This is a genomic window from Cognatilysobacter bugurensis, assembly GCF_014652095.1.
GTDB classification, from domain to species: Bacteria; Pseudomonadota; Gammaproteobacteria; order Xanthomonadales; family Xanthomonadaceae; genus Cognatilysobacter; species Cognatilysobacter bugurensis.
Genome location: NZ_BMYD01000003.1, coordinates 57,304 through 70,931, shown reverse-complemented (window position 1 = coordinate 70,931; position 13,628 = coordinate 57,304). Strand labels below are relative to the sequence as shown.

Genomic DNA, 13,628 nt, shown 5'->3' with positions numbered 1-13,628 from the left:
ATCAAGTCTGGGGAATGCCGGCGCCCGACGGCGCCGGCGGGAACTCAGGCGATGCCGAGCTCGCTGCGCAGGCGCACGAGGCGCGTCGAGACCGCCGGGTCCAGACGCGTCTGCCCGGCCTGCGCAAAGATGCGGCCGAGCACCCGCTTTTCGTCTTCGTCGAACGTGCCGTCGCGCTCGGCGAGCGCAAGCAGTCGATCGAGTTCAGCCATGTCGAGGCAGCCCTCATTGCTGAACACCGGAATCGAGGCGAGCGCGATGTGGCTGCGGGGCTTGGTCACGGGCATTCCCTTGCCGTGAGTGGATCGGAACGGGGTGAGGCGCGCGCGCAGCGATCAAGCGTTCGCTGCGCCGTGCCATCGGCCTAGCGGTCTTACCAGACGACTTCGGCCATCGAGCAGTTCAGGCCTGAACCGATGCCCAGCAGCGCGACGCGGTCGCCCTTCTTCAGGCGCCCCATCTCCCGCAGCTTGCTGAGCACGATCGGCACCGAGGCCGGGCCGATGTTGCCGTGCTCACCGAAGATCGTCATGACCTTCTTCGGGTCGATGCCCATCGCCTTCGTGATCGCGGCGGTGTGCACCTTGCTGACTTGGTGGATCACGAACTGATCGAGCTCTTCGACCGCCCAGCCGAGCTTGAGCTTGGCGACCTGAAACGTCTTCTGTGCAAGCTTGACGCCCTCGACGAGCAGCACCCGCGTATCGGTCACCATGCCGTCGAGGTTGCCGCGGCACAGCTTGTTCCACTCGGTGGCCGCGCGCGTGACGCCGCCGCGGTAACGCGGTGCGCCGGGCGCAAGTTCGGCGCGCGCCATCACCATCGCCGCCGCGCCGGAGCCGAGCGTCAACGTCGCCATCTCGTTCTTGAAGTCCTCTTCGGTGACGTCGGCGCGGCTCATGCGCTCGATCGTCTTCTCGTACGCGAGGTCGGCGGTTTCGCCGTCGACGACGAGTGCGTAGTCGATCTCGCCGCGCTCGATCATGCGCGCGGCAATGTCCATGCCGTTGATGAACGCCAAGCACGCATTCGCGACATCGAAGTTCTGGCAGGTGTCGGGCAAGCCGAGATTGCCGCTGACGATCGAGGCGGTGGACGGTTCGAGATAGTCGCGGCTGACCGAGGTGTTGACCAGCAGACCGACGCGCTCGGGTTCGATCGCCGCGTCGGCAAGTGCCTTGACCGCCGCCAGCGTGGCCGCGTCGGAGGCCTGCATCTCGCCGTCCCAGAGGCGGCGGGCCTGGATGCCTGCAACGTCGCCGAACACGTCGGCCTTGATGCCGAGGCGGTCGAGCGTGGGCTTGAGCCGCGCATTGATCTCGTCCGAACTCAACCGACGCGGCGCGTCGATGTGGGCAAGGCCGGCGATAGCGACGTGTTGAAACAGCATGGCGACGCACCTGGCGAGCAGCAAGCCCGACAGGTTAGCCGCTTCCCGCCATACGTGCATGTACGGCAGCCGGCTGAACGGGTAAAAATCGCGGCGTTTAGCTGCGGTTCCCGTCTTTTCGACGTTTTCCGCCCGCGCTCGCGTCAGCGCGTGCCGTGCAGCGGGTACGTCTGCGCGCTGCCGGCTTCGGGCGTCGCGGGCGCCGATTGGGCGCCGCGGGCCCCGCAGCGCCACGCCGAGAAGCGTTGTTCGCCGTCGAGCGGCGGCGCGATGGGCTGGATCGTGTCGGCCTGCAGCCCCGGCGCTTCGTTGCGCGCCAGCGTTTCGAGCTCCTCACGCACGCGCAGTTCATTGCGCTCGTAGAACGCGACGCGGTCCTTGACCGACACCGCGACTTCGCCGCGCTTGTCGCACCCGGCCGGGGGGGCGCCCGCCGACAGCACACGCACCGCATTCGCGCCGGGCGCCATGTGCACCCAGGTGCAGCCGGCGGCAAAGGAGAGGACGGTGGCGAGCAGCACGATGCGCATGGGCGACCTCGAAAAAAGAACAGGCCGGGATTGTGGCCCGGCCTGCTGCACTTGGCGACGTCCGCGGCCGATGCGTTCGGCCGCGGTTGAGCTTGATGCGGCGCTTACTTCGTGCCGCCCGCCTTCGGCGCGTCGGCCGGCTTGGGCGTCGTCGCCGGCGCAGCGACGGGCTTGCCGTCCGCATCGAGCACGCGCACCTCGCCGAGCTTGAGCGCGCGCACCGGCTGCTCGATCTGCTTGAGATCACCGACCACGACCCAAGTCAGCGCGTTCGGGTCGATCCCCTTGGCAGCCTCGGCGATCTGCGCCGGGGTCAGCGACTGGATCTCGTTGACGCGCTGCACGACATAGTCGTCCGGGCGGTTGTAGCGCACGTTGCCGACGATCGTGCCGGCGATCGCCGACGCGGTCTCGTACGCACCGGGCAGGCTGCGCACTTCGTTCGCCTGGATCTTCTTGATTTCTGCCTCGCTCGGCGGCGTCTTGCCGCTCGCGTACTCGCTGACCTCACGCTGGATCTCGGCGATCGACTCCGCCGTCTTGTCGATCTGCACCGGCGCAACCGCGAGCCAGGGGCGCTGGCCGAGCGCGTTGGACAGCTGCGTGCGCGCGCCGTACGACCAGTGCTTGTTCTCGCGCAGGTTCATGTTGAGCCGCGCCGTGAACGAACCGCCGATGACCTCGTTCGCCATCTCGAGCTTCGTTGCGTTCGCGTCGGTCGTCGGCGGCATCAGGTGGCCGGCGAAGATGTTCGCCTGCACCGCGCCGGGCTGGTCGATGAGAAACACGCGCGGCTGCTTGGGCAGCGCGACGTTCGCCACGTCGACCTGCTTCGACGCGCCGCCCTCGCCCTTCCAGTCGCCGAGGTGCTTGTTGAGCAGCGGCACGATCTCATCGAGCGTGGTGTCACCGACGACGACGAGCGTCGCGCCGTCCGGGCGCATCCAGTTGCGGTGGTAGGCGAGCAGGTCGTCTCGCTTGAGCGAAGCGATCGAGTCTTCCGTGCCCGAGCCCGTGAACGGGATCGCGTACGCGTGGCCTTCGCCGTACAGCAGCGGCGGCAGCACGCGCAGCGCGGCGGTGTTCGGGCGCGCCTTCTCCTGCTTGATGCCGGCGATCCAGCTCGCCTTCACGCGGTCGATCTCGTTCTGGTCGAAGCGCGGCTCGCGCAGCATCGTCGCGAACAAGCCGAGCGACGGATCGAGCTTGTCCTTGATCGCCGACAGATACGCACTGCCGCCGTCGAGCGAAACCGCCGCGCCAAGGTTCGCGCCCAGCGCTTCGGCGCGGTTCGCGAAGCCGAGCGCGTCGTACTCGCCCGCGCCTTCGTCGAGCATGCTCATCGCGAAGCTCGACGTGCCCAGCTTGTTGCCGGCGTCGGCCTTGTAGCCGCCGTCGACGAGCAGGTTGAACTGCACGACAGGCACGTCATGGCGCTCGGCGAGGATCACCTTGACGCCGTTATCGAGCGTCGCGCGCTTGAGGTCGGGGAACTTGAGCTGCGGGTACTCACTCGGCACCGGCACGCCCTTGGAACGGTCGACCGAGCTCTTGATCGTCGTGTATTTCTTGTCGACCGGCGGCGGGTTGAGCGGCGCCGGCGTCGCCGCGGGCTCCTCGGCCAGCGGCGTGCGCTCGCCGGGCTCGACGACGATCGTGTGGCTGCCGTTGTTCGTCAGCCACTCACGGCCGGTCGTCGCAAGCTGCTGCGGCGTCGCGGCGGCGATCGTGTCGAGCGATTCGCGAAAGCAGCCCGGGTTGCCGGTGAACACTTCGCACTCGGCGAGCACGTCGGCCTTGCCGCCGAAGCCGCCGATGCGCTCGACGCCGCGGATGAAGCCGGCGCGCACGACGGTCTTGGCCTGCTCGAGTTCGGCCGCGGTCGGGCCTTCGGCGAGCAGCTTCTTGAGCTCCTCGTCGATGATCGCCTCGACCTTCTTCGGATCGACGCCGTCCTTTACGGTCGCGGTGATCATGAAGTTCGAGCCCAGCTGCGAGCTGTAGGCGCCCGCGCTCACGTTGTCGACCAGCTTGTCGCGGTGCACGAGGCGCGCGTCCAGGCGCGAGCTCTTGCTGCCGCCGAGCACCTGGGCGAGCAGCTGCAGGCGATCGATGTCGACGGTGCCGGTCGGCGCGACATTCCAGGCACGGTAGACGCGCACCTGCGGCACCTTGTCCTGCATCACCTCGCGCGTGGGCTCGGCGCGGCGCACGACGTCGACCTTCGGCTGCGCCATCGTCGGGCCGGCCGGGATGTGGCCGAAGTACTTCATCGCCTTTTCTTTCGCGGTGGCGACGTCGATGTCACCCGCGAGCACGAGCACGGCATTGTTCGGGCCGTACCAGGTGCGGAACCACTGCTTCACGTCCTCGAGCGAGGCCGCGTTGAGGTCGTTCATCGACCCGATCACGCTGTGGTGGTACGGGTGGCCCTTCGGGTACAGCGCGCGGTTGAGCTTTTCCCAGACCTGGCCGTAGGGCTGGTTCTCGCTCTGGCGCTTTTCGTTCTGCACCACGCCGCGCTGCTCGTCGAGCAGCTTCTGGTCGATCGCGCCGAGCAGGTGGCCCATGCGGTCGGACTCCATCCACAGCGCCATGTCGAGCGCGGTGGTCGGCACGTTCTGGAAGTAGTTCGTGCGGTCGGTGTTCGTGGTCCCGTTCATGTCGGTCGCGCCGACGAGCTCGAACGGTTCGAAGTACTCGCCCGGGTGGTTTTCCGAGCCGTTGAACATCAGGTGCTCGAACAAGTGCGCAAAGCCGCTGCGGCCCGCGGGCTCGTCCTTGCTGCCGACGTGGTACCAGAGGTTCGCCGCGACGATCGGCGCCTTGCGATCGGTGTGCACGATCACGCGCAGGCCGTTCGGCAGCGTGAACTGCTCGTAGGGGATGTCGACATCGGCGGTGGCCGGCGTCTGCGCGGCGGCCTTGGCCTGCGCGAGCGCAAGGGCGGGCGTGGCACCGAACAGGGCGGCGGCGAGCGAGACGGCGAGCAGGCGGCGCGGCGCGCGCGGGATCGAAGCAAGGGACATGCGGAACTCCTGTGTGGGACGGCCCCGGCCCCCCGCCGGCGCGACCGGACATCCTAGCCGCGTCGCACGGTCCGGCCGTGGGCCACAGGTCATGGGCTCGGGTGCATCGCCGGGCAGACGGGCGGACCGCGTTCGACCGCGGCGTGGCCACGGGGTTCCCGTGTCTACACGGGCATCCACGGCCCGCCCCTAGACTCGCGGCGACCCCTACACCGCTCCGGAGCTTCCGCATGGCCGCGTCCACCCCCCGCCAGTGCCTCGTGACCGGTGCCAACCGCGGCCTCGGCCTCGAGTTCTGCGTGCAGTTGCTCATCAGCGGCGCGAACGTCGTCGCCACGACGCGCTCGACGGGCCGCGCCACCAAACTCAATTCGCTCGTGGCGAAGTACCCGGGCCGACTGCACGTGCTGCCGCTGGACGTCTCCGACGCGAAGTCAGTGGCCGAGCTCGTCCGCGAGCTCCCGCTCGTGGCCGAAGGCCCATTCGACCTGCTGATCAACAACGCCGGCGTGCTGCACTCGGGCGAGCGGTTCGGCCACGTCACGGCCGCGAACCTCGACGACAGCCTGCGCACGAACGCGAGCGGCCCGTTCCTGCTGTCGCAGTCGATCGCCGAATCGCTCGCCGATGGCGCGAAGATCGCGAACATCTCGTCGCAGCTCGGCTCGATCGAGAACACCACCGCGTTCTACACGCCGACCTACGCGATCTCGAAAGCCGCGCAGAACATGGCCACCCGCCTGCTCGCCAACGCCCTGCGCGAGCGCGGCATCGTCGTGCTCGCGCTGCACCCGGGTTGGGTGCAGACCGAAATGGGCGGCCCGGACGCGCAGATCGAGCCGCGCGTGGCGGTTGAAGGCCTGCTGCGGGTCATCGACGACGCGGGCCTGGATGACAGCGGCCGCTTCTTCGACTACACCGGGCGCCCCATGCCCTGGTGAGTCGCGCCCGATGTTCCATGTGGTCCTGTTCCAGCCCGAGATCCCGCCGAACACCGGCAACGTGATCCGCCTGTGCGCGAACACGGGCGCCACCTTGCACCTCGTGCGCCCGCTCGGCTTCGACCTCGAGGACCGCCAGCTCAAACGCGCCGGCCTGGACTACCACGAGTACGCAACGCTGCAGGTGCACGACTCGCTCGACGACGCGATCGGCACGATTGAAACCGCGCTCGGCCGCGCGCCGCGCGTGTTCGCGTTGAGCACGCGCGGCCGCCAGCGCTTCGACACCGTTGCCTACGAAGCCGGCGACACGTTCGTGTTCGGCCCCGAAACCCGCGGCCTGCCCGACGCCGTGCTCGACGCATTGCCCGAAGGCCAGCGCCTGCGCCTGCCGATGCGGCCGAACAACCGCAGCCTCAATCTGTCGAACGCGGTCGCGGTGGTGGTGTTCGAGGCGTGGCGGCAGGGCGGGTATTCGGGCGGGGCGTAGCGCTCACGCGCCAGTTGCGAAGCGGCACTGCGCCGATCACGGCGCGCTCGGCGGCGCGTCGTCCGACGACGCGGCGTCTTTCCATACGTCGATGTCGTAATCGATCAGCAACCGGTGGCCGTGATCGGCGCCGGTGGTGCTGCCGACGAACCGCGCGCCGCCGCCGACTTTGATGTCCAGGTAATCGCGCGTGGTGACGTCCTCTTGCAGGCATCCGCCATCGTGCGTGCGCGCCACGGCGTCGTGGGTCTGGCGGTCGTAACAGACCCGCACGCCGCGAGGGGTGGCGGCCCAGTGGCCCGCGGTGACTGACAGCTGGCGGCGGACCGTGGCTTTTTTATCCCCGGTGGCGCTCGGCGCGGTGAACGCAATCACCAACGGGCCGTCCTCGCCCTCCGGCGCTTCGGTTGCGCGCAGCCGGGTGCTCGGGCCCCACTCCGCCGCGACGAATGCCTCCGGCGCGACGAAGTCGCCGTCGCAACGCAGGGGCTCACCCGACTGACGCTTCACCCCTTGCGGCAATGGAACAAAACGCGGACAGACCCGCACGGCGCCGGTGGAATCACGCACCCAGCGATCCGGCGACAACCTCAACAAGCCTTGCACCTCGCCGGGCGCGGGCGTGTCGGTGCCGCCGACTGCGACAGGCGGCGGCAGGTCGCGATCGGCAATGAACGTGTGTGCCTGGGCCAGGTCCGGACGCGCCGCCTGCAATGCGTCGCGCGCCTGCGGCTCACGATTGAGCACCGTCAGCAGGCGACCGAGCGTGCGCATGCGCGTAGGCTCGTCAAGGCCGGGGGCCATCGTGACGTTTCCTGCATAGACGTCGCCGATGTAGTTGAGCTTGCCCGCCTCGATCGTGAACTGCGGCGCCTTGTCCTCGGCGATGGTGTGGGTGAAGTTCATACCGCCCAGCAAGCCGATGTAATAGCGGCCGGCCTTGAGGCGTGCGGTCCACAGCCCGGGGCGACAGGGCAGGACGCCGGCGAACTTGAATGGTCCGAACAGCCCGCCGCTTGGCGTGCCGACTTCGTAGATCTGCAGCGACAAGACCGGAGGGCCACACGTCACCGATGTGATGAGCGCCCCTTCGCCCGCAGCGAGCACATCGCCGGCCTTGAGTTCCTTGCCTTGCGCAGCATGCGCGGCTAATGCCGCGGCGAGCGCGATCCATCCAATGCGCTTCACGATCCAACGTCCTGATAGTTCCCCGGCGCCAGTGTGCCGTGGGTGCCGGCGCGGCCACAAGGCAAGGAGCGCACCACTTACGTCGTGTCGGCCGAGCCGGGCAGGGCGGCGGGCTCTGCGCCGGACGCAGTCGAGGACGGTCCCGCCTGGATGCGGAACTGGGGCACCGAGCCGTGGGTGTGTAGTGCCAGACAGCATGCGTCTGTTTCGCGTCCGTACTGGGCAGACGCGCGGCGGACGCCATGTCCGATCAGGACATTGATGGGCGCCGCCCGTGTAATCGTTTGCACTGACGCTTAATGGGGTGGTTGGCTAAGCTGAGGCGATTGCTCCGGAGCCTCCATGACCCGCCAGCCCGCTTCGTTGTTCACCATCTTCGGCGCCACTGGCGACCTTTCGCAGCGGATGCTGCTGCCGTCGCTCTACAGCCTCGACCGCGAAGGCCTGCTGCCCGAAGGAATGCGCATTCTCGGCACCGCGCGCAGCGAGCACGACGATGCAGGCTTCCGGCAGTTCGTCGCCGATGCGATCGAGCGCTTCGTGCCCGATGGCGAGCGGAGCGAGGACTGCATGGCGCGGCTGCTCGCACGCGTGCACTACCAGCCGGCCTCGCTCGACGACGGCACGTCGCTCGATGCGCTCGGCGAGCGTCTGCACGCGCTGCGCGACGAGCGCGACACGGTCTACCACCTGAGCACCGCGCCGCGCTTCTACGCGCCGACGTGTGCCGCGCTCGGCGAACGCGGGCTCGCAGGACCGGGCACGCGAGTGATGCTTGAAAAGCCGATCGGACGCGACTTGGCGAGCGCGGTCGCAATCAACGACGGCGTGGGCCGCGTGTTCGACGAGGAGCGGATCTTCCGCGTCGACCACTACCTCGGCAAGGAAGGCGTGCAGAACCTGCTCGCACTGCGATTCGGCAATGCGATGTTCGAGCCGCTGTGGAACACGCGGCACATCGAGCAGGTGCAGATCACCGTGGCCGAAACCGTCGGCGTCGAAGGCCGCGGCGATTACTACGACGAATCCGGCGCGATGCGCGACATGGTGCAGAACCACCTGTTGCAGCTGCTGTGCCTGGTCGCGATGGAGCCGCCGACGCACTTCGAGCCCACCGCGGTGCGCAACGAGAAGATCAAGGTGCTGCGCTCGCTGCGTGCAATCGGCCGCGACGATGTGGCGCAGCACACGGTGACCGGGCAGTACACCGCGGGCGCCGTGGCGGGTAAGGCGGTGCCGGGGTATCTCGAGGAGCTCGGCCGCGCGAGCACGACGGAGACGTTCGTGGCGCTGCGTGCGCACATCGACAATTGGCGCTGGCGCGGCGTGCCGTTCTACCTGCGCACCGGCAAGCGCATGCCGCAGCGGCGCACCGAGATCGTGCTGCAGTTCCGCTCGGTGCCGCATTCGATCTTCGATACCGGCGCGTCGCCGCTCGCACCCAATGCACTCGTGATCCGCCTGCAGCCCGAGGAGCACATCGAGCTGCGGCTCATGAACAAGACGCCGGGCCTCGATCGCCACGGCCTGCAGCTCACGCAGGTCGCGCTGGACATGGACATGCAGGAGGAGTTCGCCGCGCACCGGCGGCGGCTCGCGTACGAGCGGCTGTATCTGGATGCGATCGAGAACAACGGCACGCTGTTCGTACGTCGCGACGAAACCGAGGCCGCGTGGCAGTGGGTCGACGCGATCCAGGACGGCTGGCGCCGCGCAGGTCTCGTGCCGAAACCCTATCCGGCCGGCACGGCGGGCCCGGCCAGCGCCCACACGCTCACGGAGAAGCACGGCCATGCCTGGCTCGACTAACACTGCAGTGCCGACCTGGCACGAATACGCCGATGCCGACGCGCTTGCGGTCGGTCTTGCCGACGCGCTCGCATGCGTCTGCTCCGACGCGATCGGCGCACGCTCGATGGCGTGGATCGCGCTCGCAGGCGGTCGCACGCCGCTGCCCGCATATGCGCGCCTCACGCGGGCGCCGGGCATCGACTGGGGCCGCGTGGTCGCGGTTGCCACGGACGAGCGCTGCGTGCCGTTCGATCACCCGGCGTGCAACACGCGCGCGCTGATGGCGCAGTTTGTAGACTCGCCGGGCTTGAGCGTGCTGCCGCTCACGCGGCCAAGTGACGGCGAACCGGACGCATCTGAACTGCTCGCCCAGCGCGAGCTGAACTCCCGCGCACAGCCGTTCGATGCGGTCGTGCTTGGAATGGGCGGCGACGCCCACACTGCGTCCCTGTTCCCCGGGGCGCCGCAGCTCGCCGGGGCGCTCGATCCCCGTAACACGCTTGAGGCGATTCGCGTCGACCCGATGCCGCTGCCGCCCGAAGCGCCATTCCCGCGCATCACGCTGACCGCCTCGCGCCTGCTGCGCGCGCACGAGATCCACGTCGCGCTCACCGGCGCCGACAAGCGCGGCGTACTCGAACGCGCGCTCGCGTCGAATGACGTGACCGCGCACCCGATCGCAATCGTGGGCCGCGCCGCACCGGACACGCGCGTGCACCTGCACTGGAGCCCCTGATGTCCCTGCATCCCGTCGTCGACCGCGTCACCGATCGCATCGTCGAGCGCAGCCGAACGCTGCGCACCGATTACCTCGAGCGCATGGACGCCGCCCGCCAGGGCGCGCCGGCCCGCGCGCGGCTGAGCTGCGGCAACCTCGCGCACGGCTTCGCCGCGGCCGGCGAGGACAAGCTGCGCCTGCGCGGCGGCCCGGCGCCGAACATCGGCATCGTGACCTCATACAACGACATGCTCTCGGCGCACCAGCCGCTCGAGCCCTACCCGTCGCTGATCCGCTCGGCCGCACGCGCGGCCGGCGGCACGGCGCAGGTCGCCGGCGGCGTGCCTGCGATGTGCGACGGCGTGACGCAGGGCCGGGCAGGCATGGAACTGTCGCTGTTCTCGCGCGACACGATCGCGCTCGCCACGGCCGTCTCGCTCTCGCACGACATGTACGACGCCGCGCTGCTGCTCGGCGTGTGCGACAAGATCGTGCCGGGCCTGTTCATCGGCGCGCTGAGCTTCGGCCACCTGCCGGTGATCTTCGTGCCGCCGGGGCCCATGACCTCGGGCCTGCCGAACAAGGAAAAGGCCGCCGTGCGCCAGCGCTACGCGACCGGCCAGGCCACGCGCGAGGAGTTGCTCGATGCCGAGGCCGGCAGCTACCACGGCCCGGGCGTGTGCACCTTCTACGGCACCGCGAACTCGAACCAGGTGCTCATGGAAGTGATGGGCCTGCACATGCCGGGCACGTCGTTCATCAACCCCGGCACCGCGCTGCGCGATGCGCTCACGGTCGCGGCGGCCGAGCAGGTGCTGCGCATCACCGCACTGGGCGACGACTACCGGCCGATGGCGCGCACGGTGGACGAAAAGTCGATCGTCAACGCTATGGTCGGGCTCGCCGCGACCGGCGGCTCGACGAACCACGCGATCCACCTCGTCGCGATGGCGCGCGCGGCAGGTGTGCTCATCAACTGGGACGATCTCGACGAGCTTTCGCGCGTGACGCCGCTGCTCGCGCGCATCTACCCGAACGGCGCGGCCGACGTGAACCACTTCCACGCGGCCGGCGGCGTCGGCTTCGTGATCCGCGAGCTCATCGACACCGGCCTGCTGCATCCGGACATCCAATGCGTGCACGGCGGCGACCTGCGCCAGCAGACGCTGGAGCCGTACCTCGACGATCTCACGCTGCGCTGGCGCGAGCCGCCGGCGCAGACGCTGGACCCGGGCGTGCTGCGGCCGGCGTCGGATGCGTTCGACCAGGAAGGCGGGCTGCGCCGGCTGCAGGGCAACCTCGGCCGTGCGGTTGCGAAGATCTCGGCGGTCGAGTCGCAGCGCCGCGCGATCAAGGCGCCCGCGCGCGTGTTCGATTCACAGGACGCCCTGCTCGAGGCGTTCCGGGCCGGCCAGCTGACGGACGACTTCGTCGCGGTGGTCCGCGGCCAGGGGCCGAAGGCGAACGGCATGCCCGAGCTGCACCAGCTCACGCCGGCGCTCGGCGTGATGCAGGACCGCGGCCAGCGCGTCGCGCTGCTCACCGACGGGCGGATGTCGGGCGCGTCGGGCAAGGTGCTTGCCGCGATCCACGTCACGCCCGAGGCACTGTCCGGTGGGGCGATCGGCCGCGTGCGCGAGGGCGACATCATCGAGATCGATGCGGATGCGGGCACGATGCAGGCCCACGTCGACGAAACCGAATGGAATGCACGCACCGTCGAGACGGGCGACCTGTCGCGCTACACGCACGGCATGGGCCGCGAGCTGTTCGCGCTCATGCGTGCGCAGGCCGGCGACGCCGAAGCCGGCGCATGCAGCCTGTTCCCAGAGGAGAGCGCACGCCCGCACGACGCGGCGCTCGCCCTCGCCGCCGGCGTCACTGCATGAGCGGGCCGCGCTACGAGCTCATCGCCGACATCGGCGGCACCAATGCGCGGTTCGCGCTCGTCGATGCGGACGCGCCGACGCCCGAGATCGTGCACGCGCAGTCGCTGCCGAACGTGCAGTACGCGAGCCTGCAGCACGCCGCGCGGCATTACCTCGACACGGTGGGCGTGCAGCCGCGGCGCGCGGCGATCGCGGTCGCCTCGCCGGTCGATGCCGACGAGATCCGCCTGACGAACCGCGCCTGGAGCTTCAGCCGCAGCGAGCTGCGCGATTCGCTCGGGCTCGATGAGCTGCTGCTGCTCAACGACTTCGGCGCGGTCGCGTGGGCCGTACCCGCGCTGCAGCCGCGCGATTGCATCGCACTGCACGGCCCGCCGGGCGCACCGCTGCGCGGGCCGGTCACGGTGCTCGGCCCCGGCACCGGGCTCGGCGTGGCGATGCTGACCGGCTCGGAATCGCGTGGCTGGCAGGTCGTGGAGACCGAAGGCGGCCATGTCACGTATGCGCCGATCGGCGACGAGGAGCAGCGCATCGCGCGCTGGCTCACCGCGCACCACGGGCGCGCATCCAACGAGCGCGTGTTGTGCGGCAAGGGGCTGTCGCATGTCGACGCCGTGCTGCGCGACGCGACGCACGCCGAAAGCGGGCAGGTTGACTCGCTGCGTGAGCCGGCGGAGGTCGTCGCGCTCGCGCTCGAAGGCCGCGACGTCGCTGCGCGCCGCGCACTCGCGCGCTTCTGCGCGGTGCTCGGCAGCGTGGCCGGCGACGCTGCGCTGATCCACGGCGCGCGCACGGTCATGATCGCCGGCGGCATCGTGCCGCGCTTCGTGCCGTTCCTGCGCTCAAGCGCGTTCCGGGAGCGGTTCCTCGCGAAGGGGCGCTTTGCCGCGTACCTGGAGTCGGTTGCGATCCAGGTCATCACCCATTCCCACCCGGGCCTGCTCGGCGCTGCCGTTGCGCTGCGCCAAGCCCTGCCGAAGGAGGCCGAATGATTGCCCAATGGACCACGCCCGAACTGCGCGCCGAGCGCGTCGATGCGATCCTGAGCCGCGCGCCGATCGTGCCCGTGCTCGCGATCGAATCGCCCGATGACGCGGTGCCGCTTGCACGTGCGCTCGTCGAGGCCGGCCTGCCGGTGCTCGAGGTCACGCTGCGCACCGACTACGCGCTCGAGGCGATCCGCCGCATCGCGACCGAAGTCGACGGTGCCTGCGTCGGCGCGGGCACGGTGCTCACGCCAGTGCACCTGGACGCGGTGCGCGAGGCCGGCGGCATGTTCGCGATCTCGCCCGGGGCGACGGATGCGCTCTACGACGCCGGCGACTCCAGCGCGATCCCGTGGATCCCGGCAATCGCGACGGCAAGCGAGCTGATGCGCGGCCTCGAACGCGGCCATCGGCGCTTCAAGTTCTTCCCGGCCGAGTCCAGCGGCGGCATCGCGGCGCTGAAGTCGTTCACCGGCCCGTTCCCGCTCGCGAAGTTCTGCCCGACCGGCGGCATCGACGCAGCGAAGGCGCCCGGCTATCTCGCGCTGCCGAATGTCGTCACCGTCGGCGGCTCGTGGATGGTGCCGAACGATGCGCTCACCGCGCGCGACTACGCGCGCATCGGCACGCTTGCTCGCGAAGCGGCCGGGCTGCGCGCGCGCTGAGCCGCGCAGCC

At 69.6% G+C, this 13,628-nt stretch carries 11 protein-coding genes and 1 pseudogene; 7 read left to right on the top strand and 5 right to left on the bottom strand.

All coding sequences use genetic code 11. The features are described 5' to 3' along the window. Positions 1–44 precede the first annotated feature (44 nt). From IE075_RS09850 to IE075_RS09835, 4 genes and pseudogenes are all read right to left on the bottom strand, one after another. Positions 45–281, bottom strand: a complete 237-nt coding sequence (locus IE075_RS09850) for a hypothetical protein (RefSeq protein ID WP_189456008.1) — start codon at positions 279–281, stop codon at positions 45–47. 92 nt (positions 282–373) lie between these two features. Continuing rightward, a complete protein-coding gene (locus tag IE075_RS09845) occupies positions 374–1,390 on the bottom strand; it encodes a 3-oxoacyl-ACP synthase III (RefSeq protein WP_189456007.1) in 1,017 nt (338 codons plus the stop codon). Positions 1,391–1,605: 215 nt separating this feature from the next. Further along, positions 1,606–1,920, bottom strand: a pseudogene (locus IE075_RS09840) (DUF4156 domain-containing protein); the annotation flags it as partial. A gap of 104 nt (positions 1,921–2,024) precedes the next feature. Further along, a complete protein-coding gene (locus IE075_RS09835) occupies positions 2,025–4,949 on the bottom strand; it encodes a M16 family metallopeptidase (RefSeq protein WP_189456003.1) in 2,925 nt (974 codons plus the stop codon). Between the two features lie 230 nt (positions 4,950–5,179). Here IE075_RS09835 and IE075_RS09830 point away from each other — a divergent pair, with 230 nt between their 5' ends. Beyond that, positions 5,180–5,890: an SDR family oxidoreductase gene (locus tag IE075_RS09830; protein WP_189456001.1), complete on the top strand. Its 711-nt coding sequence runs from the start codon at positions 5,180–5,182 to the stop codon at positions 5,888–5,890. A gap of 10 nt (positions 5,891–5,900) precedes the next feature. Then, positions 5,901–6,380: a tRNA (cytidine(34)-2'-O)-methyltransferase gene (locus IE075_RS09825; protein WP_189455999.1), complete on the top strand. Its 480-nt coding sequence runs from the start codon at positions 5,901–5,903 to the stop codon at positions 6,378–6,380. Between the two features lie 36 nt (positions 6,381–6,416). Here IE075_RS09825 and IE075_RS09820 read toward each other — a convergent pair whose 3' ends face one another. Further along, positions 6,417–7,568 (bottom strand): hypothetical protein, encoded by a 1,152-nt coding sequence (locus IE075_RS09820; protein WP_189455997.1) that lies wholly within the window; start codon positions 7,566–7,568, stop codon positions 6,417–6,419. 342 nt (positions 7,569–7,910) lie between these two features. Between IE075_RS09820 and zwf the strand changes: the two genes are divergently transcribed. Genes zwf through IE075_RS09795 form a run of 5 tightly spaced genes read left to right on the top strand, consistent with a single transcriptional unit; the run spans position 7,911 to position 13,617 of the window. Next, positions 7,911–9,377, top strand: coding sequence for a glucose-6-phosphate dehydrogenase (gene zwf / locus IE075_RS09815; RefSeq protein WP_189455995.1), 1,467 nt, complete (start codon positions 7,911–7,913; stop codon positions 9,375–9,377). Next, positions 9,361–10,095: a 6-phosphogluconolactonase gene (gene pgl / locus IE075_RS09810; RefSeq protein WP_189455994.1), complete on the top strand. Its 735-nt coding sequence runs from the start codon at positions 9,361–9,363 to the stop codon at positions 10,093–10,095. Before zwf ends, pgl begins: the two co-directional genes overlap by 17 nt. After that, positions 10,095–11,966: a phosphogluconate dehydratase gene (gene edd, locus IE075_RS09805; RefSeq protein WP_189455992.1), complete on the top strand. Its 1,872-nt coding sequence runs from the start codon at positions 10,095–10,097 to the stop codon at positions 11,964–11,966. Before pgl ends, edd begins: the two co-directional genes overlap by 1 nt. Then, positions 11,963–12,958 (top strand): glucokinase, encoded by a 996-nt coding sequence (gene glk, locus IE075_RS09800; protein WP_189455990.1) that lies wholly within the window; start codon positions 11,963–11,965, stop codon positions 12,956–12,958. Before edd ends, glk begins: the two co-directional genes overlap by 4 nt. Further along, positions 12,955–13,617, top strand: coding sequence for a bifunctional 4-hydroxy-2-oxoglutarate aldolase/2-dehydro-3-deoxy-phosphogluconate aldolase (locus IE075_RS09795; protein WP_189455988.1), 663 nt, complete (start codon positions 12,955–12,957; stop codon positions 13,615–13,617). Before glk ends, IE075_RS09795 begins: the two co-directional genes overlap by 4 nt. Positions 13,618–13,628: the final 11 nt, after the last annotated feature.